A 25,357-nucleotide genomic window follows, 5' to 3' on the forward strand; every position below is an offset into this window, starting at 1 on the left:
ATCAAGGCGGGACAAGGGTCCCGCCTCGAACCTTGCCCTCTGAACCCGCGCGATCTCGAACCCGCACGACCTCGACCCGCGCGATCTCGCGCATTTGGGTTTCAGCCCTGCAATCCCCGGCGGAGCGAGGCCATGCGGTCGCGCATGGGCCGGTGATCGCTCCTCCTCTATATATCCCCCGCTTGCCCCATCGGATTTGGTGCCCGCCAGGCGTCCCCTGCGCGGCCGGCACCGGCGCGGCTGGGCTCAGATATAGGCCGAGCGATAAAAATCCTCGGTCGTCTCCGCTCCGCTCGCCAGATGCGGGGCGAGGGGCGTGACTTCCGCCGCACCGGCCGGGTCCAGAAAGCGCAAGCGCAGCGCAATGAGGCGCTCCACCACCTGCTGCGGCGTATCCGACAGGGAATATTCGAACCCGCCGGCACTTCCCGCGACCCGTTCGGGAAACGCCCCGAGGGGCGGCACCAGAACGGCGCGCCGCGCGGCGAACGCCTCGCTCAGCGTAAAGCTGTACGTCTCGGGCCAATGCTGCGGAAAGAAGATCACATGCGGGTCGCCCTTGGCGATCAGGCCGGGAAGATCCTCCAGCTTGTAGCGCCCGGTCTTCGACACAGGCGCGCGCAGGCCGGCGGCCCGTGCATCGAGCTTGGCGGAAAACGCGCCGATCACCTGCCACTCCAGCGGCGCCTTGATGGCCCGGCTGTATTCGATGCAATCCAGCAGGAAAGCCCCGCCCTTGTGCTCGGCGAGAATGCCGAGGACGGCCACGCGCAGGGGAATGTCCGCTGCCAGCGGCGGCAGAAGGGCGGGCTGCTGCCGCCGATACAGGTCCGTCTCGTGCGGCACCACCATGAGACGGGCGTCCGGGGCATAACGGCGGATGCGCTCGGCCACGTCGTGGGACGGGCAGATCACCCGATCGGCCTGCTCGATCAGGGCGACGCCCCGCTCCCGCCACAAGAATATGTCCCGTGAGAAGGGTTTCGGCTCCGCCGCGAGGCAGGCCAGGCATCCCTGCGCGTCGGGCTCGCCGCAATAGAGGCCCCCCGGCGCCAGATTGATGCGCGGGCAGATCAACGCGTAATCGTGGATCGACACGTCATAGGGCAGATTCATCAGCGCCAGGAAGGGCGCCAGTTCGTCCATGGCGGTCAGGGCGTGGTGCACGTGGATGCGCCGCAAGCCGAACGCCCGCAGGAGCGGCGCCACCTCGCCGAGCCGTTCCACACGCATGTCGACCCGCCGCCCGCCGTCGGCATTGGGAATGAACAGGGCCAGACCGATATCGCTCCGCCCCGCCGCCGGCGCGGCGATGATCAAGGTCAGCGAGATGGCGCGCTGCGCCGTATGCGCGATCAGATCCACCACCTGCTTTTCCGTGCCCCCGCCCCAGGGGTGCAGGATGTGCAGGATCACAGGCACGCCCGAGGCCCGCATCAGGCTCGCCTCGATCGCGAGGCGCATCGCGAACGCGGGATCCTCGCGCACCCAGAGGGCGACGGCGGATTCATAATGGGGATGGCGCGCGTCCAGCAGCCCGGCGGAATCCTGCTTGAGCGCGTGCGCACGGCTGCCGAAGCTGACGCTGCCCGCATGATAGACGAACACGTCGCCCGCGAGCACATGGCGCCAGGCCTTCGCGCTGGCGCGGCAGCAGAAGTCCGATTCCTCGCCATAGCCCTTGCCGAACGCGTCCGCGTCGAACGGGCCGATCTCCTCGAGGCAGGCCCGGCGGATGAACATGCAGAAGCCGACCGCGGTCGGCACGTCCACGGAACGGCCGGCATTGACCGTGGCGCAGGCCCGATCCAGCTCGGCGAGCGTGTGGCCCGCCGGCAGGCCCCGCCCTTCCCCGATATCGGGATAGCTACAGATGGTGGCATTGTTCGAGAACGGGGTGACGGTGGCGATGCCCGGATCCGCCGCGGCCTGCGCCGCCATGCGATCCACCCAGTCGCCGCAGACTTCGGTGTCGCTGTTCAGCAGGATCACATCGCGCTGGCCCGCCGCGACCATGCCGCGATTGACGCTGGCGATGAAGCCCTCGTTCTCCGCGTTCACCAGCAGCAGCACATCCGGGACGGTCTGCGCCACCTCCTGGAGATAGGCGCGCAACTGCGGCTCGGGGCCGCAATCGTCGATCAGGATGAGCGTCCGAAAGCTGGTGTTGCTAGCCCGCGAGGCGAGCACGCTCTCGATGCAGACCCGGGTTTCCTCATAGCCGGAATGGACCGGCAGCACGACCGCCACCTCGTCCAAGGGCAGCAGGTCGAGGCCGATGCTGCGGATCGGCGAGGGCGTGAAGCTTGCGAGGTCGAGCGTATGGCGCCGCCCCGCCTTCAGGAACGCGAGGTCCTCGGCATCCACGAACGGAACACCGGTCCGCCCTTCCGCCTGCCCCAAGGAAAGGAAGTGCGCCAACGGATCCATGCCGAGGGCGGCGACATCGGGATTGGCCGAGAGATACCAGCGGGGATCGAAATCCGGGCCGGGCATCCGCCCTTCCTTGCTGCCGTGCAGCAGGTAATGCAGCAGCGGATTTTCGCCGAGTTTCGTCACATCCGGATATTGCGTGACGTACCAGCGGGTCTGGAACAGCGGATTGGGGTCCCGCCCATCCTTCGCGCCATGGTCCAGATAATGGGTCAGGGGGTCCATGCCGGAGGCACCCACATCGGGATAGCGCCGCAGGTAATAGACCGCATCGAACAGGTTCGATTGCTCGAGACGCTTGCGGTTCTTGGCCAGCACATAGGCGGCTGTGCGCACGCCGAACAATTTGGCCGCCCGGCTCAGAAGCTGGCGCAGCCCCGCCCACATCACCTTCGCGCTCTGGCCCAGCAGCCAGGGAAACGAGCGCAGCCGCTGGATCACCTGCAACAATTGGCGTTCGCTCTGGAGCAGCTCAAGCTCGAGAGCCGAGGTTTGCGCGGTCTGCTCCCGCAGGAGATGGCGCAGCCGGGCCGCCTCCCGCGCGAGCATATCGAGGCGCGCACGCCCGGAATCCCTCACCGCTTCCAGCCGCGCGACGTCGGCCGGCTCGCCCGCGCGCGCCGTCTGCGGCGCGTTCGGCGTCCACGCAAGCTTCAGGTCCCGGCCCAGGCGGGAAAAGGCGAGCTGGACGGCCTGCCGGGTCTCGTCCGACACCGGCGGCTCGAACAGCGGACGCAGGGGCGCGGCGATCGGCGCACCCGCGGCCACGACGCCGAGGCCCTCGCCGTGGGGGAAGACGAAATTGAGGTAGCGCGCGCTCAGCACGCGCCATGCCTCCGCTGCGCCCGGCGCGTCGAGCCCGTGGAGCAGGATCACGCCGCCGGGGGACAGGCGCTCCAGCCAGGCGTCCAGCACCGCGCCTGCAAGCCCGCCGGGAGGAACGGCATCGAGGCACAGCAGATCGATGCTGCCGGGGGCAAATTCCCGCCAGGCCGTCGCGGCCGGCGCAAGCAAGGGTTCGGAGGCGCGGACATCATCGCGATTGAACGCGGGACCGAAGGCCGCCGGCTGCGGCCCCGCCCCATCGCCGGCCCATCCCGATACGGCGACGCACCGCGTCGGCAGATCGAGATGCGCGGCCATCTGAAGAAAGCACAGGTGGGGATTGGGCGTGCGCCCCCCGACGGAAACCACGAGGCGCGGCCGCAGGGCGTCGACCAGCCAGAAACCGAACGGAAAATGCTCGACGAAGACAGCAGGCAGGGCGACCCGCGCGGGCTCGAAAAACGCCGGCGTCGTCAGGGATATCCCCAAAGACAACGAAGAGCCCATCATACCCGTCTCCGATCCCGCCCGCGCCCCGCGCGCGGACGGCCAAGCCCATACGTGGCTTTATGCATTTTGCCGGCAGAGTGGGAACCGCGGCCGGCCTTGGCACCCGCCGACGACCCTGGACCTGCAACTGGGCCCCCGGCATGCCTCGCTCCCCTGCGGCACGCCGTCCACCGAAGATTATCAAGATCGCAAGTGATCGTGATCGTTTTGTTATGGCCCCTCCACCGGCGCAATAAACGCAAATCGAGGGGCTGTTTCGCGACAGAATTCAATGGATATCCAGCGTTTGCTTAAACCAAGGCGTAAGATTTTTTGAAGCTTAACGCGCATACCTTTTGAATCTGAGCGGGGTTTAACCAGAACACACGCTTAAGTTGTTCGCAAGCATTTCAACAGCAGGCCTGAACTCTTATTTCCGCAATCTGTCCCGAAGACCGTGACATTCTGATTACGAAAATGGAGGTATCATGCGAGCGTCCAAGGATTATCCCTCGCCGCAACGAAGGTCGGACCAGGATGAGCGGCACCTGCCGCCGCCCCCCGGTGCCGTTACGAAACAATCGTAATGCCAGGAAGCGGGCCCGGACAAGGGTTCTCCCATGCGCCGCACCCTCGGTCGGCGGTGGCCGGGAAAATGGTGCGATGACACCGTGACGCAGGCCAAGCTCAAGGTCGGCGGGAAGGCCGCATCATCGCCCCGCCAGAGCGAGCGCGAAGACGCGCCGCGCAAGGCGGGACTGTCCTGCGCGACAATCCCGTGCGTTCACCTAATTCAGCCGTCAGCCCGATTCCCCGGACTGGGCAACGCCTTCAGGCGGTCATCTTCGCGACCATTGCGTCCGACAGCTCGAAATTGGCCGTGACGCTCTGGACGTCGTCATTGTCCTCAAGCGAATCCACCAGCCGCAGGAGCTTTTCGGCGGTCTCGTCGTCCACCGCGATATTGTTCTGCGGGCGCCACACGAGACCCGCCTTGCGCGGCTCGCCGAACTTCAGTTCGAGCTGGCGTTGAACCTCATTGAGATTTTCCACCGCGCAGATCACCTCGTGCCCGTGCTCGGAGGAGGCGACATCGTCCGCGCCGGCGTCGATGGCGGCTTCCAGCATGGCGTCGGCGCTGGCCTTGGCCGGGTCGAACTCGATCACGCCCACCCGGTCGAACATGAAGGAGACCGCGCCGGTTTCCGCAAGGTTTCCGCCCGACTTGGTGAAATAGGAGCGCACTTCGCCCGCCGTGCGGTTGCGGTTGTCGGTCAGCGTCTCGACGATCACGGCGACGCCGCCGGGGCCGTAGCCCTCGTAGCGGATCTCTTCGTAATTCTCGCTGTCGGCGCCGCCCGCCTTCTTGATGGCGCGCTCGATATTGTCCTTGGGCATGTTTTCCGCGCGGGCGGCGAGAATCGCGGCGCGCAGGCGGGCATTCATGTTGGGGTCGGGCAGGCCCATCTTGGCGGAGACGGTGATTTCGCGCGCCAGCTTGGAAAACAGCTTGGAGCGCACCGCATCCTGCTTGCCCTTGCGGTGCATGATGTTCTTGAACTGTGAATGTCCGGCCATGACCGCCTCCGATTTGCGTTGGGCCTCGGCTCCGCGCGCCCATCCGGCGGCGCCGCTCGAGCCGGGCCTTCTTGTATGAAGCCGGCCTTATAGGTCGGCCGGTGGGCGAAGGGCAAGGAAGCCGCGCAAGGATTCCGCGCCGTCAGCTTTCCCAGAAGCCCGGACGGGCTTCTTCCAGCACCCCGCCGAGTCGCACCGCTGCCACCTTCACGGCGAGCCCCGTGCGGTCGTCGCTCTCCACGGCGAGGCCGGAAAGGCTGGCCGGGCCGGTGGCCGGCTCGAACCGGCCGGAGCCGATCTTGCGCGTGAAGCGCCGCAACGGCTCTTCCTTTTCCATGCCGATCACGCCGTCATAGGCGCCGCACATGCCGACGTCGGTGCAGAAGGCGGTGCCGCCGGACAGGATGCGGTGATCGGCGGTCGGCACATGGGTGTGGGTACCGACCACCAGGGTGGCGCGGCCGTCGCAATAATGGCCGAACGCCTGCTTCTCGCTGGTGGTCTCGGCGTGGAAATCGATCACCGCCGCATCCACCATATGGCCGAGGTCCGCGCCTTCCAGCACCCGGTCGAGCGCGGCGAAGGGATCGTCCAGCGGGTCCATGAAGGTGCGGCCCATGATGTTGGCCACCAGCACGCGGGCGCCGTTCTTGGCTTCCACCAGGATGGCGCCGCGACCCGGCGTGCCGGCGGGATAATTCGCCGGGCGCACCAGGCGGTCCACCCGCTCGATGAACACCAGGGCCTCGCGCTGGTCGAAGGCGTGGTTGCCGAGGGTCACGGCATCGGCGCCGGCGGCGCGAAAATCCTCATAGATGGATTCGGTGATGCCGAAGCCGCCGGCAGCATTCTCGCCGTTCACCACCACCAGATCCAATTGCCATTGGGCGATGAGGCCCGGCAGGCGCGAAGTCAGGGCCTCGCGGCCGGGCCGGCCCACCACATCGCCGAGGAACAGAATACGCATATCACCCGCCGCAGAGAAAAAGTCCCGCCTCCGTTATCATCCCGTCCACCCTCTCGTCATGGGGCTCTTCGGGCACGCGGGGCACTTCCTGGCAGGAAAACGCATAGCCGAAGGCCCGCACCGGGCCGCGCGCGCGCAATCCGGCAAGCGTGCGGTCGTAATGGCCCGCCCCATAGCCGATGCGGTAGCCGCGCGCATCGAAGGCCGCGAGCGGCACGATAAGATCCTGGGGCACCAGCTCGGGCGCATCGGACGAAGGGGTGGGAATGCGATAGGCGCCCACGAGATCGAGCGTGTCGCCCGCCTCCCAGCGACGGAACAGCAGGGGCTCGTCCCGGCTGACGATCACGGGAAGCGCGACGATCGCCCCCGCGTCCCACAGCAATGCAGCGAGCGGAGCGGTGTCGATTTCATCGCGGAAGGGCGCAAACAGGGAAAAGATGCGGCCGGACACGGCCTCAAGCAGGGACATGGCATTGAGCGCCGCGCGCTGGGAAGCGTGGGAGCGGGCTTCCTCGCCCATGGCGGCGCGCCGGGCGAGCGCCGCGCGGCGCAGGGCCGCCTTTTCGTCCCGCCGTTCGGCCGCGTCGCGCTTCGACGCGGGACCATCCGCGCCGATGGCAGTGGATCCGGAAGGGGAAGGGCCGGAAGCGGAAAGCGAAAAAGTCATGTGCGGAGCCGCAAAAGCCGTCGGAGGTCGATCCCGGGAAACCTACAGCGTAGGTGGGCGCCGTATGGCCAAGCCCACGGGCAAGGTCAGGTACAGCTCCCTTAAGGATCGATAAGGCCCCGGGGAATGTTCTCCTAACGAACCCCACAGCCCCGCCGATTGAATGTAGGCCCGCCGGGCGCCGGGCGCCAGGGGCGGTTTGAAATTTACCCAGATAACAAACACGCGCGCCGAGCCGGAACCGGCACCCGCCGGTGCGGATCAGGGCGGATCGACATTCAGCAGCGGGGTGGGTCGTCGAGAGGCCCGACGGCAGGGGCGATTGTGTTTCTTTCGCCAGCCGTCATGGCCGGGCCGTCCGGCCATGACGATGCTCTGCCGCCATCGCGCCAAGCCGTGACGGTCGAGCGGTCTCAGCCCATGCCGACATTGGCGGTGGGCGCCGGGCCGACCTCGCGGGCGAGCTTTTCCAGGCGCTCGGCGACCTCGTCGATGGAGCGGGCGACCGCTTCCTCGCTGGCTTCCATGCGGGCAAGCGCCGAGGCGCGGGCATCGCGCTGGCCCTCGATGTCGCTTTCCAGCGCGCGGATGCGGTTGCGCGCCTCGGCCAGTTCGTCGGCGATGGTGACGGCGGCCATGACGGTGAGGCGCTGGTCGCCGATCTCGCCGAAGGCGGTGCGCAATTGGGCGATGCGGCTGTCGATGTCGCGGGCGAGGCGGATGAGATGCTCTTCCTGCCCCTCGTCGCAGGCCATGCGATAATAGCGGCCGGCAATGGTGACGCTGACTTGCGCCATGCTATCCGCCGTGAGTCGCGAGCACGTCGCGGATCGTGCTCATGGCCACATCCAGGCGCCGGGTGACTTCCTGGGCCACTTCCCCGAGCTCCGCCACCTTCTCGCGCGCGCCGTCCAGTTCCTCGGCGAGGCGGGCGCGGTCGTTGCCCATGGCATGGAGCTGCGCCAGCAAAGCCTGCTGGTGGCGATCGGCATCGCGCCGCCGCTCCAGCGCGTCGGTCAAGGCATCGAGCGCGGCGTGCAGACGCTGCGTTGCCGTTTCGATGGGTCCAGTCTCGGCCGGGCGTTGCTTCAAGGCGTACATGAAATTCGAGTGTAGCTGAGTCGGAGCGAAAACAGAGCCGTCTTGCCACTTGTCAACGGGAATTAGGGCGAGCAAGAGACCGTTTGGCCGGCCGGCGGGGCGAAACCCGCCCTGCACCGGCCGGAACGAAGCAGGACGCGATGGGTGGAAACGCGATGGGCGGCACGGGGAATGGCGGGGCGCGGATTCCCGCCGCGCGGAACATGACGCGAGTGGCGGGGCGCGCCCTGCTGGTGATGGCCGCCGTGCTGGTCGCGGCATGGACGCACCTGCTCCCGGCGGCGGCGCAGGGCGCCAAGCCCACGCCCGCCTCGGCCCAAGCCGGCCAGTCGGGCCAGACGCCGGACGCCGTGGTGCGCGCGCTCTACCAGCATTATTTCGACACCGCTCCCGAGGCGGTGGTGAGCTTCGACTATAACGACCCCGCGACCACCAAGACCTATTTCGATCCGACCCTGGCGAAGCTGATGGTGGCGGACGCCAAGCGCGCCGAGCCGCGGCTCGATTTCGACCCCTTCATCGACGGGCAGGATTTCGAACTCTCCCCGGTGACCTACCAGACCAAGACGGTCTCGCCGGGCGAGGCGCTGGTGACGGCGCAATTCCTGAATTTCGACGAGACCAAGTCGATCGCCTACAAGGTGGTTCGCACCAGCGCCGGCTGGCGCATCGCCGACGTGCAATGGGGTGGCGGGCGGGAGTCCCTGCGCGCCCTGCTGGCCAAAGCCGGCAAATAAGCCTGCGACATTATCGGCCGATCTGCGCCCGCGGCCGGGTGTTTGCGCCGGCCTGCCGCGCTGCGGGAAAAATGCCTTTGCGAACAAATGGCAACAGGCGCGCGGCGCCGGGGCGCGACCATCCGGCGCGGCGCGGCCGGGGCCCGATCCCTTGACCTACGACTTCCGCTGCGTTTGACACCCCTGGCAGCGCTGCTATCACTGCCGCGCCGCGGCATCTGCCGCTTGGCTCTTGTTGCCCATAGGGCGCCCCGGGCGCCGGAGACTTGCCCCGCATGTCCAGTCGCGAACGCCATGACCGCATGGCCAACGCCATCCGCTTCCTCGCCATCGATGCCGTGGAAGCCGCGAATTCCGGTCATCCCGGCCTGCCCATGGGTGCCGCCGACATCGCCACGGTCCTGTTCTGCGACATCATCAAGTTCGATCCGGCCGATCCCAAGTGGCCGGACCGCGACCGCTTCGTGCTCTCCGCCGGCCACGGCTCCATGCTGCTCTATGCCTTGCTGCACCTGCTCGGCGTGGAAGGCGTGAGCATCGAGGAGATCAAGAAGTTCCGCCAGCTGGGTTCGCTCACCCCCGGCCATCCGGAAAACTTCATCACCCCCGGCATCGAGACCACCACCGGCCCACTCGGCCAGGGCATTTCCACCGCCGTCGGCATGGCCATGGGCGAGCGCCTGATGGCGGCCCGCTTCGGCCGCGAGGTGGTGGACCACTATACCTACGTGCTCGCCTCCGACGGCGACCTGATGGAAGGCATCAGCCAGGAGGCCATCGACCTCGCCGGCCACATGAAGCTCTCCAAGCTGATCGTGATGTGGGACGACAACCGCATCTCCATCGACGGCGCGACCTCGATTTCCGGCTCCACCGACCAGCTCGCCCGCTTCGCCGCCTCCAATTGGGCGACGACGCGCGTGGACGGGCACGACCCGGTCGCCATCCGCGCCGCGCTCGAAGCCGCCAAGGCCGCGGACCGGCCGACCCTGATCGCCTGCCGCACCACCATCGGCTTCGGCTCCCCCGCCAAGGCGGGTTCGGAAAAGGCCCATGGCTCGCCGCTCGGCGCCGCGGAGATCGCCGCGACCCGTGCCGCGCTCGGCTGGGAAGCCGGCGCGTTCGAGATCCCGGACGATGCGCGCGAGGCCTGGGCGCAAGCCGCCGCCCGCAGCGCCTCCGCGCGCAGCGCCTGGGCCGAGCGCCTCGCCGCGCTGCCCGCCGCCGACAGGGCCGAGTTCGAGCGCCGCGTCTCCGGCATCCTGCCGGCTGCGCTCGACGCGGCGGTGAAGGCCGCCAAGGCCAAGGCGGTGGCCGACGGCGGCGCCGTCGCCACCCGCAAGTCGTCCGAGATCGTGCTGGATGCCCTCACCCCGGTGGTGCCGGAAATGCTCGGCGGCTCGGCCGACCTCACCGGCTCCAACAACACCCGCGCCAAGGGCATGAAGGCGATTTCGCCCGACGATTTCGCCGGCACCTTCGTCCATTGGGGCGTGCGCGAGCACGGCATGGCCGCCGCCATGAACGGGCTGGCGCTGCACGGCGGCATCATTCCCTATTCCGGCACCTTCCTGGTGTTCTCGGATTATTCGCGCCCGGCGATCCGCCTCGCGGCGCTGATGGGGACCCAGGCGATCCATGTGCTGACGCATGATTCCATCGGCCTCGGCGAGGACGGCCCCACCCACCAGCCGGTGGAGCATCTCGCCGCCCTGCGCGCCATTCCCGGCCTGCTGGTGCTGCGCCCGGCGGACACGGTGGAGACGGCGGAAGCCTGGGAGATCGCGCTGAAGGCCAAGGACCGGCCGAGCGCCCTGATCCTCTCGCGCCAGAACCTGCCCCTGCTGCGCGCGAGCGACGATGCCAACCGCACGGCGGAAGGCGCCTATGAGATCAGCCCGGCCAGCGCGGAGGCCCAGGTCTCGCTGTTCGCCACCGGCTCGGAAGTCTCGCTCGCGGTCGAGGCCCAGAAGCTGCTGGAAGCGCAGGGTGTCGCCACCCGCGTGGTGTCGGTGCCCTCGTTCGAACTGTTCCTCGCCCGCCCGGCGGCAGAGCGGCGCGCGGTGGTCGGCAACGCCCCGGCCAAGGTCGGCATCGAGGCCGCCATCCGCATGGGCTGGGACGCGATCATCGGCTCGGATGCCGCCTTCATCGGCATGAGCAGCTTCGGGGCCAGCGCCCCGGCGAAGGAACTGTACAAGCATTTCGGCATTACGGCTGAGGCCGTGGTTGCCGCGGCCTTGGCGCAACTGCGCCAGGATTGAGCCGCACGGAGCTGTTTTAAGGAGCCCCGCGTCGTTCGCGGAGGACGCAGGGCTCCAACCGGATCGGGCGACGCGCAAGCGGGGCCTCACAAACGGCGCGGCGCATGGCGCGGCGTCTTGAATGGTCAAGATATGGCATCGGCCTGAAGGGTCGGCCAATGGAGGATGACATGACGGTGAAGGTGGCCATCAACGGTTTCGGTCGTATCGGGCGCAACGTGCTGCGCGCCATCATCGAATCGGGCCGCACCGACATTCAGGTCGTCGCCATCAACGACCTCGCTCCGGTGGAGACCAACGCCCATCTGCTGCGCTTCGACAGCGTGCACGGCCGCTTCCCGGCCCAGGTGGTGGTGGACGGCGACACGATCGATTGCGGCCGGGGCAAGATCAAGGTGACCGCGGTACGCGATCCCGCGCATCTGCCCCACAAGGAACTGGGCGTCGACATCGCGCTCGAGTGCACCGGCATCTTCACCAGCAAGGAAAAGGCCTCGGCCCATCTGACCGCCGGCGCCAAGCGCGTGCTGGTCTCCGCCCCGGCCGAGGGCGCCGACATCACGGTGGTCTATGGCGTCAATCACGAGAAGCTCACGGGCGAGCATGTCGTGGTTTCCAACGCCTCCTGCACCACCAATTGCCTCGCCCCGGTGGCGAAGGTGCTGAACGACGCGGTGGGCATCCAGCACGGCTTCATGACCACGGTGCACTCCTACACCAACGACCAGCCCTCGCTGGACCAGGTGCACAAGGACCTCTACCGCGCCCGCGCCGCCGCGCTCTCCATGATCCCGACCTCCACCGGCGCCGCCAAGGCGGTGGGCCTGGTGCTGCCGGAGCTGAACGGCAAGCTGGACGGCGTCTCGATCCGCGTGCCGACCCCGAACGTCTCGGTCATCGACCTGAAGTTCGTCGCCAAGCGCGCGACCACGGTCGCCGAGATCAACGAGGCCATCAAGCGCGCCGCCGAGAACGAGCTGAAGGGCGTGCTGAACTATACGCTGGCCCCCAACGTCTCCATCGACTTCAACCACGATCCCCATTCCTCCACCTTCCACATGGACCAGACCAAGGTGATGGACGGCACGCTGGTGCGCGTCCTTTCCTGGTACGACAATGAATGGGGCTTCTCGAACCGCATGGCGGATACGGCGGTCGCGCTCGGAAAGCTGGGCTGACCGGCGGCTGGGGGAGGCATCATCATGACCGCCATCGCCGACGCCGACATCACTGCCTTCCGCACGCTCGACGACGCGGACCTCACGGGGAAGACCGTGCTGGTCCGGGTCGACCTCAATGTCCCCATGGACGGGGACCGGGTCACCGACGACACCCGCATCCAGGCCATCATGCCGACGGTGCGGGACATCACCCGCAATGGCGGGCGGGCGATCCTGCTGTCCCATTTCGGCCGGCCCAAGGGCCGCGACGAGAGCCAGTCCCTCGGGGCCGTCATGCCGGCGGTGCGCGAGCGGCTCGGCGCCGCGGTGGGCTTCGTGCGCGACTGCGTGGGCCCGGAGGCGGAGAACGCCGTCGCCAGCCTGCCGGCGGGCGGCGTGCTGGTGCTGGAGAACACCCGCTTCCACGCCGGCGAGGAAAAGAACGCGGCCGATTTCATCGGCGCGCTCGCCAAGCTGGGCGATCTCTATGTGAACGACAGCTTCTCCACCGCCCATCGCTCCCATGCCTCCACCGAGGGGCTGGCCCACAAGCTGCCGGCCTATGCGGGCCGGGCCATGCAGAGCGAGATCGAGGCCCTCACCAAGGCGCTGGAAGCCCCCGAGCGCCCGGTGCTCGCGGTGGTGGGCGGCGCCAAGGTGTCCACCAAGCTGGAATTGCTGGGCAACCTCTGCCGCAAGGTGGACGTGCTGGTGATCGCCGGCGGCATGGCCAACACCTTCCTGGCCGCGCAGGGCCATGCGGTGGGCAAGTCGCTGTGCGAGCATGATCTCGCCGCAACCGCGCGCGACATTCTGGAAAAGGCCAAGGCGCGCGGCTGCGAGATCGTGCTCCCGGTGGACGCCGTGGTGGCGAAGACCTTCGCCGCCCATGCGCCCCATCGCGTCGCCGACATCGACGACGTGGCCGCCGACGAGATGATTCTCGACGCCGGCCCGGCCACCATCGAGCTGGTGAAGCGCAAGCTGGGCACGGTGAAGACGGTGGTCTGGAACGGGCCGTTCGGCGCCTTCGAGCTGGCGCCGTTCGATGCCGCGACGGTTGCGGTGGCGCAGGCGGTCGGCAAGGCCACCAGCGAGGGACGGCTGATCTCGGTCGCCGGCGGCGGCGACACGGTGGCGGCGCTGAACCACGCCGGGGCGGCGGACGACTTCTCCTATGTCTCGACCGCCGGCGGCGCGTTCCTCGAATGGCTGGAAGGCAAGTCGCTGCCCGGCGTTGAGGCGCTGCGTCGCTGAAGCGCGTTTGCTAAGATCAATTCCAGGGTCAAATCGGCTGCGAAAAGCGGCTTTTCAGATGGGTGGACTTAAATGATGACGGCTGAGCTTGACGCGATCGCACAGAAGATGGTGGCCGACGGCAAGGGAATCCTGGCCGCCGACGAGAGCACCAGCACCATCAAGAAGCGGTTCGACGCCATCGGCGTCGAGAACACCGAGGACAACCGCCGCGATTATCGCGAGCTGATGTTCCGCACCAAGGAAGCGATGCAGGATTATATCTCCGGCGTCATCCTGTTCGACGAGACGATCCGCCAGAAGGCCAAGGACGGCACGCCCCTGGTGCAGCTGATCCAGGACGCCGGCGCGATCCCGGGCATCAAGGTGGACGCGGGCGCCAAGCCCCTCGCCTTCTGCCCCGGCGAGACCATCACCGAGGGCCTCGACGGCCTCGGCGGCCGGCTGAAGGAGTATTACGACCTCGGCGCGCGGTTCGCGAAATGGCGCGCGGTGATCGATATCGGTGCCGGCATCCCGAGCTATACCGCGCTGCGCGCCAATGCCCATGCGCTGGCCCGCTACGCGGCCCTGTGCCAGGAAAACAAGATCGTCCCGATCGTCGAGCCGGAAGTGCTGATGGACGGCGACCACGGCATCGACCGCTGCTACGAAGTCACCGAATGGGTCCTCAAGACCGTGTTCGAGGAACTTTATTATCAGCGCGTGCGCCTGGAAGGCATGGTGCTGAAGCCCAACATGATCGTGCCGGGCAAGAAGGCCCGCACCCAGGCTTCGGTGGAGGAGGTCGCGGAAAAGACCGTGCGCGTGCTCAAGAGCTGCGTGCCGTCCGCGGTGCCGGGCATCGCCTTCCTCTCCGGCGGCCAGTCGGACGAGGACGCCACCGCCCATCTCGACGCCATGGTGAAGCTGGGCGGCCTGCCCTGGAAGCTCACCTATTCCTACGGCCGCGCGCTCCAGGCCGCGCCGCAGAAGGCATGGTCCGGCAAGGCGGAAAACGTCGGCGCCGCCCAGGCCGCCTTCACCCACCGCGCGCGCATGAATTCGCTGGCCGCCCTCGGCCAGTGGTCGAGCGCGCAGGAACAGAAGGCCGCCTGAGCCTGTCCGTCCCGCTTTTGAAAGGCCCGTCCCCGCCGGGGGCGGGCCTTTTTCGTGCCCGGCGCCGGGCGATGATTTGAGGGAAATGCCGGGAAACGCCTTCGCGCGCCCTTTGGCGGCGAGCGCCCCTTGCTTTTTCCCGCCCGCTGGGACTAGAGCCTGATCCGATCGGGTTGAAACAACCGGATCGGTGAATCAGTCTCTAAGCATTTATGAGAGAACGCGTTATCCGGTCAGCTTGCGATGCCAGCCGACCGGCGCGTGCCCGAGCCATCCTGCGCGGCCGCGTTCCTCGGCCGTGTTTTCGCCCGCTTCTTGGCAGACCGATCGGACCCATGTCGAACACACAGCAGGCGCAGGGCGCCCGGCTCATGCTGATCCTTCCCGCCGCGCCGGCCCTCGGCCGCAGCGCCGTCGCCGCGCGGGTGCGCGCCGGCGACATGGCCGCCGTCATCGCCCGCATGGGCGAGGGCAAGGGCGAGAAGGACCGGCTGCGCGGCCTGATGGCCCCGGTGCAGGAGGCGGATGCCGCCCTGATCGTCGATGGACGCGCCGACGTGGCGATCGACATCGACACCGACGGCGCCCATCTCGTGGGCGTCGCGGCGCTGAAGAAAGCCATCGGCATCCTCAAACCGGCGCGGATCGCGGGTGCGGGCGGCCTTGCCTCCCGCCACGACGCCATGGAGGCGGGAGAGGCCGGCGCCGATTACGTTCTGTTCGGCGGCTGGGAGGCGGATGCCCCGCCGTTCGAGGATGTGCTTGAGCTGGTGGCCTGGTGGGCGGAATTGTTCGAGGTCCCCTGCGTCGGCGTCGCCACCTCGGCCGAGGAGGCGGAAGAGCTGGCGCGCGCGGGGGCCGATTTCATCGCCGTGTCGGGCGACTGGATCACCGGTGCGGACGCGGAAGCCCGCATCGCCGAGATCGCCGCCCGCGTCGCCGCGGTGGAGAGCACGCCTTGAGGCGGCCGCCCGCGTTGAACCCTCTTCTCCGGCCCGGCACGCGCCCCGGGGAGCGGGACCTTGCTTTCCCGGGCGGAGAGGCGCGCCAGGCCGGCCATCCGCCTGGGACCGGCGATTCCCGCCCGGGCCGGACGCCGGCCCTTCGCATCGCCGTGGCCGGTCTGCTGCTGATGGGCCTCGCCGCGCCGCTGCCCGCCCGGGCGCAGACCGGCGAGAAGCCCCCCGTCGCGAACGGCGCCAAGACCGGCACCGGCGCGAAGACGGGGAATGGCGCCAAGCCCGCCGCCCCGTCGGCGGGGACGCCCGCTCCCGCCACCACGGCACCCGCCGCCGCGGCGCCGGCGCCGAGCGGCCCGGTGGATGTGGCGTTCGGCGCCTATCAGGCGGGCAATTACCTGACCGCCTATAAAGAAGCCATGAAGCGGGTCGAGGCCGGCACCGATCCCGCCGCCATGACGCTGCTCGGGGAATTGTACGCGCGCGGCTACGGCATCCCCTACGATCCCGCGAAGGCCACGCAATGGTACGAGCGCGCCGCCAAGGCCGGGTCGGGAAACGCCATGTTCGCGCTCGGCATGATGAACCTGACCGGCCAGGGCAAGGCGGTGGACGAGACCGCCGCGCAGAAATGGTTCGAGCAGGCGGCCAAGACCGGCAATCCGGCGGCGGCCTATAATCTCGGCCTGATCTATCTCCAGGGGCGCGGCGTCACGCAGGATTTCACCAAGGCGGCGAGCTATTTCAAGCAGGGCGCCGACGGCGGGGTCGCGGACGCGCAATATGCGCTGTCGGTATTGCTGAATGCCGGCAATGGCGTGCCGGTGGACAAGGCGGCGGCCATCAAATACCTGACCGCCGCCGCGCAGCAGGATCACGTGACCGCGCAGGTGGAACTCGCCATTGCCACCTTCAACGGCAATGGCGTGCCGAAGGACGAGACGGCCGGCGCCGCCTTGTTCCACAAGGCCGCCCTCGCCGGCAACCCGATCGCCCAGAACCGCTATGCCCGCGTGCTCTCGGCGGGCCGGGGGGCGCCTCAGGACAAGGTGGCCGCCGCCGCCTGGCACCTCCTCGCCAAGGCGCAGGGGCTGGGCGACCCCTATCTGGACGGGGTGGTGGACGGCCTTTCCCCCGACGAGCGCAGGAAGGCGGAAGCCATCGCCCGCAGGTGGATCGCCCTCACCCCGAACGCGGTGCAGCCTTGACGCAGCCGTGCGGGACGGGCAGAGGATCGCGCTCAATTCAATTGACGGCCGCAGGCGCGGCCTCCTTTTGCAGAACCGGCCTGGAGCGAAGTGCCTTCGCGCCGCCGGGTCTGCGCCCTCACAGCGGCACGGCCGGCGCATCGTCCCTGATGGACGGCGCCGGGGCCCGTGCCGCATGGCCGGAATGGTTTTTCGCACAATGATCCGCTCTCCGCTCATCACCGTCATGGTCCAGGCCGTCCGCAAGGCCGCGCGCGGGCTCACCCGCGATTTCGGCGAGGTCGAGAATCTCCAGGTGTCGGTGAAGGGCCCGGCGGATTTCGTCTCGGCGGCGGACCGCAAGGCCGAAGAGATCCTGTTCACGGAACTTTCCCGGTCCCGCCCCGGCTTCAGCTTCCTGATGGAGGAGCGCGGCCGGGTGGAAGGCACCGATCCGGCGAACGAATGGGTCATCGATCCGCTCGACGGCACCACCAACTTCCTGCACGGCATTCCCCTGTTCGCCATCTCGGTGGCGCTGGTGCGCAACGGCGCGCCGTTCGCCGGCGTCATCTTCAATCCCGTGACCGATGAGTTGTTCGTCGCGGAAAAGGGCCAGGGCGCCTATCTCAACGACCGCCGCCTGCGTGTCGCGGGCCGCCGCAAGCTCGCCGAATCGGTGGTGTGCTGCGGCCTGCCGCACATGGGCCGGGGCGATCACACCCGCTTCAATCGCGAGCTGGCCAAGGTGCAGACCCAGGTCGCCGGCCTGCGCCGCACCGGCGCGGCCGCGCTGGACCTCGCCTGGGTGGCGGCGGGGCGGTTCGACGCGTTCTGGGAGCGCAATCTCTCCGCATGGGACATGGCGGCCGGCATCCTCATGGTGCGCGAGGCGGGCGGCTATGTGTCCGATCTCGACGGCGGCGACCAGATCCTGGAAAAAGGCGACGTGATCGCCGGCAACGAGGACATGCGGCGCGACCTGCTGGCGCTTCTCAAGGCGGCCTGAGGCCGGTCGCGCGCGGCGCCGTGCCGATCCGCCACGGCCACGCCCTACCTTCACACCGCTCCAATTTGCCCGGCGCGTGCCGGGCGCGGTTCCATTTGCGGCCATCTGTGCCATAGTCCCCCTTCAGGGGAACGGCCTGCGGGAGCGAAAATGGCGCGTGTCGTTGATCCGTACGTGAAGGTGTCCTCGCCCCGCATCTTCCTGGTGCGGATGGTCATCTTCCTCCTGCTCTGCGCCGCCCTCGCCGCGGTGCTCTACCAGCAGATCCAGGCCGCCTTCCTGAACAATCCGGGCCTGAACGCCGTGATCTTCGGCGTGCTGGCCTGCGGCATCATCCTCGCCATCCGGCAGGTGTCGCGGCTGTTCGCGGAAGTGGAATGGGTGAATTCCTTCCGCCTCGCCGATCCGGGCCTCGCGGTTGCCCGCGCGCCCACCCTGCTCGCGCCCATGGCGGCGCTGCTGGGCGACCGCATGGGCCGCATGGCGATTTCCCAGGCGACCATGCGCTCGATCCTGGATTCCATCGGCACGCGGCTCGACGAAGCGCGGGACACGGCGCGCTATCTCACCGGCCTGCTGGTGTTCCTCGGCCTGCTCGGCACCTTCTGGGGCCTGCTGGAGACCGTCTCCTCCATCGGCGGGGTCATCTCCTCGCTGGAGGTGCGGCCCGACAGCGGCTCCATGTTCGACGAGATCAAGCGCGGCCTCTCCGCGCCGCTCGCCGGCATGGGCATTTCCTTCTCCTCCTCCCTGTTCGGCCTTGCCGGCTCGCTGGTGCTGGGGTTCCTGGATTTGCAGGCCGGCCAGGCGCAGAGCCGCTTCTATACCGACCTTGAGGACTGGCTCTCCACCACGGTGGAGGATCTCGGCGATCCGGTCGGCCCCATGCCGCGGGAGCGGGCGCCGGTGCTGTCCGCCCTGCCCCCAGGCAGCGGCGCGGCCGCCCTCCCCCTTGCCCTGCCGCCCCCGCCGCCGCTGGATGTCGCGCCTTTGGTGGACGCCATGGCGAAGCTGGAGCGCACGTTGAACGAGGCCGGCTCCCAGCGCGTGACCTCGGCGGTCGCCCAATTGGCCGAGAGCCTTCAGGGGCTCGTCACCCACATGCGCTCCGAACAGGCGCTGATGAAGCAGATGATCGAGGTGCAGACCGGCCAGCAGGAGGAATTGCGCCGCATCGTCGACCGGCTGGACCAGACCCTGGACGCCTATGACGGGGGCGAGCCGGGGCCGGGCCGCGGCGGCCGGGGGGCCTGAGCATGGCCCTCGGCCGGCGCAGCCGCGAGCGCACGATCGATTACTGGCCCGGCTTCGTGGACGCCTTGTCCACCTTGCTGCTGGTGTTCATCTTCCTGCTCTCCGTGTTCATGATCACCCAGTTCTTCCTGACCCAGGACATCTCGGGCAAGGACGACGCCATGCAGAAATTGCAGGCGCAGATCCGCCAGCTCACCGAGCTTCTGTCCCTGGAACGGGCGACCGGGCTGACCGCGGAAGGCGAATTGAGCGCCCTGCGCGCCAATCTCGACGCCGCCACCGCCGAACGCGACCGCCTCAAGGGCCAGTTGAGCGCCGCCCCGGCCGCGCCCGACCCCTCGCGCGAACAGGCCCTGTCGCGCGAAGTGGACATCCAGAAGGATGCCGCCTCCCGCGCGCTCGCCCAGATCGAATTGCTGAACCAGCAGATTTCCGCTTTGCGGCGCCAGATGGCGGCGCTGGAAGAGGCGCTCAACGCCTCCGAGCAGCGCGACAAGGAAAGCCAGACCCGCATCGCCGACCTCGGCCAGCGGCTGAACGTGGCGCTCGCCCAGAGGGTGCAGGAGCTGAGCCGGTTCCGCTCGGAATTCTTCGGCCGCCTGCGCGAGATCCTGGGCAACCGGCCGGACATCCGCATCGTCGGCGACCGCTTCGTGTTCCAGTCCGAGGTGTTCTTCGACCGCGGCTCCGCCACCCCGCGGCCGGAGGCCCTGGCCGCCCTCGACCAGCTCGCCGGCGCCATCCTCGATCTGGAAAAGCAGATTCCGCCCGATATCTCCTGGGCGTTGCGGGTGGACGGGCACACCGACAACCGCCCCATCTCGACCCCGCAGTTTCCCTCGAACTGGGAATTGTCGGCCGCCCGCGCCATCGCGGTGGTGCAATATCTGATCGCCAAGGGCGTGCAGCCGACCCATCTCATCGCCGCCGGCTTCGGCGAATACCAGCCGCTCGACCCCGGCACCACGGACGATGCCCAGGCCCGCAACCGGCGCATCGAATTGAAGCTGACCGAGCGCTGAGGCGCCCGACCGGCGCGCTCGCGCTTTCGGATATTTTGCGCAGGCCGATTGTATGGCGGCGGGGAGCCCGAGCATTATGCCGTATGCGACCGGAGCAGGCGGTCTCAGATCGGGGGGGCATATCGGCCATGCTGTTCAAGAACGAGTTCCATGAGGACTTCGGCACGTGGCCGCTGGCCTATATCCCCTATGGCGGCGCCGATTTCGGCGAGGTCAGGGCCGTGGCGGACGCCGTCGGCGATGGCGACGACGGGGCCTTCCATGACGCCTTCGTCGCCGCCGGCGACCGGCTCAAGGGACAGGGCGACGAGGCGCTCGCCAAGGGCCATGAGGCCAGCGCCCGCGAATCCTATCTGCGGGCGAGCACCTTCTATGCCGCCTCCTTCCATCCCATCTTCGGCGCGCCCGTGGATCCGCGCCTGCGCGCGGCGTTCCGCAAGCAGGTGGAAGCGCTCGACGCGGGCCTGGCGCTCGGTCCCCATCCGGTGCGGCCGCTGAGCATCCCGTTCGGGGCGACGCCCATGCCGGGCTATTTCATTCCCGCCCATGGCTTCGAGACCGAGGTACGTCCGCTCCTCATCCTCAATAACGGCTATGACGCCACCATCACCGACACCTATTTCGCCTCAGCGGTGGCGGCCTCGCGGCGGGGCTATCACGCCTTGCTGTTCGACGGTCCCGGCCAGGGCGCCATGCTCATCGAGCAGGGCGTTCCGCTGCGGCCCGACTGGGAGGTGGTGATCAAGGCGGTGGTGGACTATGCGCTGACCTTGCCGCTGGTGGATCCCGCGCGCATCGCGCTCTATGGCTGGAGCCTCGGCGGGCATCTCGCGCCCCGGGGCGCCTCCGGCGAGCCGCGCCTCGCCGCGCTCATCGCCGATCCCGGCACCTGGAGCATTTCCGATGGCTTTCGCAAGGTGGTGGTGGGCAAGTTCGGCGTCGCCCCCGAGGCGGCGGCCGATCTCGGTACCCTCGACCAGGCGGTGATCGACCGGCTCGACGCCATCATCCGCAAGGACCGCGTGCTGTATTGGAAAATCGTCCAGCGCGGCTTCTGGGTGCACGGCGTGGACAATCTGCGCGCCTTCTTCGCCTCCGCCGAGCCCTTCACCATGAAAGGGCGGGCCGGATTGATCACCTGTCCCACCCTGATCACCCAGACCGAGGGCGATGCGCTCGCCGAGGATGCCGGCGCCTTCCTGGACGCGCTGAGCTGCCCCAAGACCCTTCTGCGTTTCACGGCTGCCGAGGGCGCGGACGGGCATTGCGAGATGCAGAACCGCTCGCTGCTCAACCGGCGGGTTTTCGACTGGCTCGACGAGCAGTTCGCCTGACGCGCCTCACGCCTCGGTGGCGGGCGCCGCCCGGAGCGAAAGGCGCAGCGCGGCGAAGGCGGCGAGGCAAAGCGCGATCACGGCGGCGGTGACGGCGAAGCCGCCGGCCGCCGTCAGGCCGAACAGGGTGGTGGCGCCAGAGGTGAGGATGGGGCCGATCGCGGTGCCGATGTCCCCGGCCGCACGGTTGGTGCCGGTGACGGCGCCGGTCTGCTCGGGCGGAATGTCTTCCAGCGCCACGGTGGCCGCCGCCGTCACCAGCGCGCTGGTGCCGATCATGACGAAGGCCGTGCCCACCCACAGCGCCCACTGCACCGGCGCGAGCCACATCAGCACCACGCCGGCGAGTGTCAGCACGCTTGCGGCCAGCACGGTGCGGCTGGCGCTCCAGCTGTCGATGAGGCGGGCGTTCAGCGGCAGGAACACGAGATTGAGGGCGGTGCCCACGCCGATGATCAAGCCGTAATGCTGCGGCGACAAAGACAGCATGGTGGTCGCCACCGCCGGAACCACGACCCAGGAGACCGTGATGCGGGCGAGGAAGCCGGCGAAGGTCATGACCGTGCCGCTGGCGAGCCCGGCGGTGATGCGGATGGCGCCCACCGCCTTTTTGGCCGCGCCGGCGGCCTTCGGCATCAGCAGGGAGATGGGCAGGGCGAGCAGGCGCAGCAGTGCTTCCACCATGAAGGGCGCGCGTGGGCCGAAGGCGCCGACCACATAACCGCCGACCACCGGCCCCGCCGAATAGGAGAGCAGCAGCGCGCCCTGGAACAGGCTCTGCGCGGTGCCGCGCCCCTTCGGCCCGAAGATGTTGATGAGGGCGGTCATGGCCGCCGTGGAGAAGATGGCGATGCCCGCGCCCTGCACCACGACTGAAGCCATGAGCATGCCGTAGCCGAGGTTCGGCAGCCCCAGGAGCGCACCTGCGATCATGATGCCGAGGCCGATCACCGAGGAGAGGCGCGCGCCCACGCGGTCGATCGCGAAGCCCGCGGGCACTTCCACCAGGATGCGCGCGAACGCGAAGGCGGAGATGAGGGCGCCGTGCGCCACGGCCGGCAGGCCGGCCGTCAGGGCCGGGATCGCGGGGATCAGCATGCCGATGCCCAGCGTCGCGGCAAAGGCGGCGATGATGATGGCGAAGACCGGCGTGCGGTGTTCCGCGGGAATCATGGGACATCTCCACCTTCTGGCGCGATGCAAGACTAGCATGCGGCAGCGGGCGCACCATCGGCGCGCCCGCCGTCCGCTTTCCCTCGACGGTCCGGCTATTTCTGGCCGTACCGATAGATGACGGTCGCCGTGGCGAGGGTGTGATAGTGGAGCGCGAACCCGACCAGCGCTCCGGAGGTGGTGTTGTCCACCGGCAGCCGGTCCGTATCGACGGCGTGGAGCGTGAAGATGTAGCGGTGCGGCGGGTCACCCGCCGGCGGTGTCGGGCCGAAATAGCCGGCGACGCCGGCATCGCCGAGGCCGAACACGGCGCCCGCCGGCAGCCCCGCCCCGCCGACGGCACCGGCCCCTTCGGGCAGGCCTTCGGTCGAAGGCGGCAGATTGGCGACCAGCCAGTGCCAGAAGCCGCTGCCGGTCGGCGCGTCGGGGTCATAGACTGTCAGCGCCAGGCTCTTCGCCGATGCAGGCACGCCGCTCCAGGTCAGCGGCGGCGAGATATCGCCGCCGGTGCTGCCGAAGCGGTTGCCGACAAAGCGTTCCGGGATCAGGCCGTTGGCATCGATCGCCGGAGAGAGGATCGTGAAGGGATTGGGCATTGGGATACCTCGAAGGTCGATGGAGGTGCAACGCGATGACCGGCGATGGAGGGGCGCACCGTCTCCGGTGCGCGCCCTGTGTTGCGGCTCAGCTCCGGACGAAGGCGAGCAGATCCGCGTTGAGGACGTCGGCATTGACCGTCAGCAGGCCGTGGCCGTAGCCCGGATAGGTCTTCAGCGTGCCGTTCTTCAGCAGCGGGGCCGAGAGCCGGGCGCTGTCGTCGATCGGGACGATCTGGTCGTCCTCGCCGTGCAGCACCAGGGTCGGGACGGTGATCGCCTTCAGGTCCTCGGTCTGGTCGGTCTCCGAGAAGGCCTTGATGCCGTCGTAATGGGCCTTGGCGGAGCCCATCATGCCCTGCCGCCACCAATTGTTGATCACGCCCTGGTCGATCTTCGCGCCTTCGCGGTTGAAGCCGTAGAAGGGGCCGGTCGGCACGTCGAGGAAGAACTGGGCGCGGTTGGCGGCGAGCGCGGCGCGGAAGCCGTCGAACACCTCGATGGGCAGGCCGCCGGGATTGTTCGCCGTCTTCACCATCAGCGGGGGAACGGCGCTCACCAGCACCGCCTTGGCCACCCGGCCCTGGGGCTCGCCATGGCGGGCGACATAGCGGGCGACCTCGCCGCCGCCGGTCGAATGGCCGATGTGGATGGCGTTGCGCAGATCGAGATGCTGCACGACCGCCGCGGCGTCGGCCGCATAATGGTCCATGTCATGGCCGTCCCACACCTGGCTGGAGCGGCCGTGGCCGCGCCGGTCATGGGCGACGACGCGATAGCCCTTGGCGAGGAAGAACAGCATCTGCCCGTCCCAGTCGTCCGAGGACAGGGGCCAGCCGTGATGGAACATGATGGGCTGGGCATCCTTCGGACCCCAATCCTTGAAGAAGATTTCGGCGCCGTCGGTGGTCTTAACCGTGCTCATGATCTGCGCTCCTGGCTGTGCCGGGCTCTGTCGTCCCCGGCGGCTCATTTGATGGGGAGACACTAGGCGTCCGCGGCCCGCTTTCGGATTGGCGCGAGCGACAGATTTCAGGCCATAAGTGACAAATGACGAAACCGACGCCCTTGGCGGAAATCGCCGTCCTGATCTATCCCGGCGCGCAGCTCGGCGCGGTCCATGGGCTGACCGACCTGTTCTCGGTCGCCAACCTGCTGGTGAGCCGCCGTGTCGGCGCCGCATCGCCGCGCATTCGCATCAGCCATTGGCGCGGGCGGGAAAACGGCGCGGGCGCGGAACGCGTCTTCGACAGCGATCCGGGCGCTTCCGGCGAACCGGATTTCATCATCATGCCGCCGGCCGTCATCGCGCCCATCACGTCGGACGAGGCGGCGCCGCTGGCGCTCTGGCTGCGCGAGCGCCACGCGCGCGGGGCGACGCTCGCCTCGGTCTGCGCCGGCGCCTTCCTGCTCGGCGAAACCGGCCTGCTTGCGGGCCGCGCGGCCACCACCCACTGGTTCTATGCCAACGATTTCGCGGAACGGTTTCCGAACGCCCGGGTGGACATCGACAAGCTCGTCATCGACGACGGCGATCTCATCACGGCGGGCGGCCTCATGGCCTGGACGGACCTGGGGCTCAAGCTCGTGGACCGGCTGCTGGGACCGACCGCGATGCTGGAGACCGCGCGCTTCCTGCTGGTCGACCCGCCGGGCCGCGAGCAGCGATACTACAGCGTGTTCTCGCCCCGGCTGCGCCATGGCGACGAGGCGGTGCTGAAGGTCCAGCACTGGCTGCAGGCGACCGGCGCCCGCGACGCGACGCTTGCCGCGATGGCGGACAAGGCGGGGCTGGAGCCGCGCACGTTTCTGCGCCGCTTTCACAAGGCGACGGGGCTGAAGCCGACCGAATATTGCCAGCACCTTCGAATCGGCAAGGCGCGCGAGATGCTGGAGACCACGGCGCGCCCGGTCGAGCAGATCGCATGGGATGTGGGCTACGAGGACCCGGGCTCGTTCCGAAAGGTGTTCGTCAAGATGACCGGGCTGAGCCCCCGCGACTATCGCCAGCGGTTCGGGATCGCGGCCGGTCGCGAGGGCACCGGCGGGGAATCGGCGCTGCGGGAGGCCTCGACGACCGGCACCCCCTCGCCCCTCGCGGCCCCTCGTCGAGACCGGTAACGCGAAGCGGCGCTTCAAGGACGCAAACCCAACGCGGCCACGCTCCTTCCCCGATCCCGCGTGCCCCCCTGTGCGACACGCTTGACTCTCCCGCGCCGTTCCGGAATCTATAAGAACAAATAG

Annotated in this window: 21 protein-coding genes and 1 other RNA gene; 12 read left to right on the forward strand and 10 right to left on the reverse strand. The window is 68.6% G+C overall.

Annotation, left to right across the window (positions count from 1 at the left end; genetic code table 11):
• Window positions 1-246 precede the first annotated feature (246 nt).
• The 7 genes from V5F84_RS01380 to V5F84_RS01410 all read right to left on the reverse strand — a co-directional run bounded on the left by V5F84_RS01380 (window position 247) and on the right by V5F84_RS01410 (window position 8,063).
• Window positions 247-3,768: a glycosyltransferase gene (locus V5F84_RS01380; protein WP_394045354.1), complete on the reverse strand. Its 3,522-nt coding sequence runs from the start codon at window positions 3,766-3,768 to the stop codon at window positions 247-249.
• A gap of 810 nt (window positions 3,769-4,578) precedes the next feature.
• Window positions 4,579-5,325, reverse strand: coding sequence for a YebC/PmpR family DNA-binding transcriptional regulator (locus tag V5F84_RS01385; protein ID WP_394045352.1), 747 nt, complete (start codon window positions 5,323-5,325; stop codon window positions 4,579-4,581).
• A 142-nt stretch (window positions 5,326-5,467) separates the two neighbouring features.
• The gene (locus V5F84_RS01390) at window positions 5,468-6,292 is read right to left on the reverse strand and encodes a TIGR00282 family metallophosphoesterase (RefSeq protein ID WP_394045350.1); all 825 of its coding nucleotides are present in this window, start codon (window positions 6,290-6,292) and stop codon (window positions 5,468-5,470) included.
• Between the two features lies 1 nt (window position 6,293).
• Complete coding sequence (locus V5F84_RS01395; RefSeq protein ID WP_394045348.1) at window positions 6,294-6,962, reverse strand: 5-formyltetrahydrofolate cyclo-ligase; 669 nt, start codon at window positions 6,960-6,962, stop codon at window positions 6,294-6,296.
• A gap of 1 nt (window position 6,963) precedes the next feature.
• Window positions 6,964-7,118: non-coding RNA, 6S RNA (gene ssrS / locus V5F84_RS01400), on the reverse strand.
• Between the two features lie 257 nt (window positions 7,119-7,375).
• A complete protein-coding gene (locus tag V5F84_RS01405; RefSeq protein ID WP_348845882.1) occupies window positions 7,376-7,759 on the reverse strand; it encodes a cell division protein ZapA in 384 nt (127 codons plus the stop codon).
• 1 nt (window position 7,760) lies between these two features.
• Window positions 7,761-8,063, reverse strand: coding sequence for a DUF4164 domain-containing protein (locus V5F84_RS01410; RefSeq protein ID WP_348845881.1), 303 nt, complete (start codon window positions 8,061-8,063; stop codon window positions 7,761-7,763).
• 140 nt (window positions 8,064-8,203) lie between these two features.
• Between V5F84_RS01410 and V5F84_RS01415 the strand changes: the two genes are divergently transcribed.
• The 11 genes from V5F84_RS01415 to V5F84_RS01465 all read left to right on the forward strand — a co-directional run bounded on the left by V5F84_RS01415 (window position 8,204) and on the right by V5F84_RS01465 (window position 21,344).
• Window positions 8,204-8,800, forward strand: coding sequence for a DUF3828 domain-containing protein (locus V5F84_RS01415; RefSeq protein ID WP_394045346.1), 597 nt, complete (start codon window positions 8,204-8,206; stop codon window positions 8,798-8,800).
• Window positions 8,801-9,075: 275 nt separating this feature from the next.
• A complete protein-coding gene (gene tkt / locus V5F84_RS01420; RefSeq protein WP_394045344.1) occupies window positions 9,076-11,064 on the forward strand; it encodes a transketolase in 1,989 nt (662 codons plus the stop codon).
• A gap of 170 nt (window positions 11,065-11,234) precedes the next feature.
• Window positions 11,235-12,242: a type I glyceraldehyde-3-phosphate dehydrogenase gene (gene gap, locus V5F84_RS01425; protein WP_394045342.1), complete on the forward strand. Its 1,008-nt coding sequence runs from the start codon at window positions 11,235-11,237 to the stop codon at window positions 12,240-12,242.
• A gap of 48 nt (window positions 12,243-12,290) precedes the next feature.
• Window positions 12,291-13,481 carry a phosphoglycerate kinase gene (locus tag V5F84_RS01430; RefSeq protein WP_394045437.1) on the forward strand — a complete coding sequence of 397 codons (1,191 nt, stop codon included), beginning with the start codon at window positions 12,291-12,293 and terminating at the stop codon, window positions 13,479-13,481.
• A 72-nt stretch (window positions 13,482-13,553) separates the two neighbouring features.
• The gene (locus V5F84_RS01435; RefSeq protein WP_394045340.1) at window positions 13,554-14,579 is read left to right on the forward strand and encodes a class I fructose-bisphosphate aldolase; all 1,026 of its coding nucleotides are present in this window, start codon (window positions 13,554-13,556) and stop codon (window positions 14,577-14,579) included.
• A 335-nt stretch (window positions 14,580-14,914) separates the two neighbouring features.
• A complete protein-coding gene (locus V5F84_RS01440; RefSeq protein ID WP_394045338.1) occupies window positions 14,915-15,541 on the forward strand; it encodes a thiamine phosphate synthase in 627 nt (208 codons plus the stop codon).
• Between the two features lie 152 nt (window positions 15,542-15,693).
• Window positions 15,694-16,746: a tetratricopeptide repeat protein gene (locus V5F84_RS01445; RefSeq protein WP_394045336.1), complete on the forward strand. Its 1,053-nt coding sequence runs from the start codon at window positions 15,694-15,696 to the stop codon at window positions 16,744-16,746.
• 199 nt (window positions 16,747-16,945) lie between these two features.
• A complete protein-coding gene (locus tag V5F84_RS01450; RefSeq protein WP_394045334.1) occupies window positions 16,946-17,734 on the forward strand; it encodes an inositol monophosphatase family protein in 789 nt (262 codons plus the stop codon).
• 150 nt (window positions 17,735-17,884) lie between these two features.
• A complete protein-coding gene (locus tag V5F84_RS01455; protein ID WP_394045332.1) occupies window positions 17,885-18,988 on the forward strand; it encodes a flagellar motor protein MotA in 1,104 nt (367 codons plus the stop codon).
• Between the two features lie 2 nt (window positions 18,989-18,990).
• Entirely contained in the window at window positions 18,991-20,010 is a 1,020-nt protein-coding gene (locus tag V5F84_RS01460; protein WP_394045330.1) for a peptidoglycan -binding protein, read from the forward strand.
• Between the two features lie 128 nt (window positions 20,011-20,138).
• The gene (locus V5F84_RS01465) at window positions 20,139-21,344 is read left to right on the forward strand and encodes an alpha/beta hydrolase family protein (RefSeq protein WP_394045328.1); all 1,206 of its coding nucleotides are present in this window, start codon (window positions 20,139-20,141) and stop codon (window positions 21,342-21,344) included.
• Between the two features lie 6 nt (window positions 21,345-21,350).
• Here the strand turns inward: V5F84_RS01465 and V5F84_RS01470 are convergent, their stop codons facing one another.
• From V5F84_RS01470 to V5F84_RS01480, 3 genes are all read right to left on the reverse strand, one after another.
• Window positions 21,351-22,517: an MFS transporter gene (locus V5F84_RS01470; RefSeq protein ID WP_394045326.1), complete on the reverse strand. Its 1,167-nt coding sequence runs from the start codon at window positions 22,515-22,517 to the stop codon at window positions 21,351-21,353.
• A 95-nt stretch (window positions 22,518-22,612) separates the two neighbouring features.
• A complete protein-coding gene (locus V5F84_RS01475; RefSeq protein ID WP_394045324.1) occupies window positions 22,613-23,113 on the reverse strand; it encodes a YbhB/YbcL family Raf kinase inhibitor-like protein in 501 nt (166 codons plus the stop codon).
• 88 nt (window positions 23,114-23,201) lie between these two features.
• Entirely contained in the window at window positions 23,202-24,038 is an 837-nt protein-coding gene (locus V5F84_RS01480) for an alpha/beta fold hydrolase (RefSeq protein ID WP_394045322.1), read from the reverse strand.
• Between the two features lie 125 nt (window positions 24,039-24,163).
• Between V5F84_RS01480 and V5F84_RS01485 the strand changes: the two genes are divergently transcribed.
• Window positions 24,164-25,234, forward strand: a complete 1,071-nt coding sequence (locus V5F84_RS01485) for a GlxA family transcriptional regulator (RefSeq protein ID WP_394045320.1) — start codon at window positions 24,164-24,166, stop codon at window positions 25,232-25,234.
• The last annotated feature ends 123 nt before the right edge of the window (window positions 25,235-25,357 follow it).

The sequence above is a fragment of the Roseixanthobacter liquoris genome, assembly GCF_043195135.2.
GTDB lineage: Bacteria > Pseudomonadota > Alphaproteobacteria > Rhizobiales > Xanthobacteraceae > NCEH01.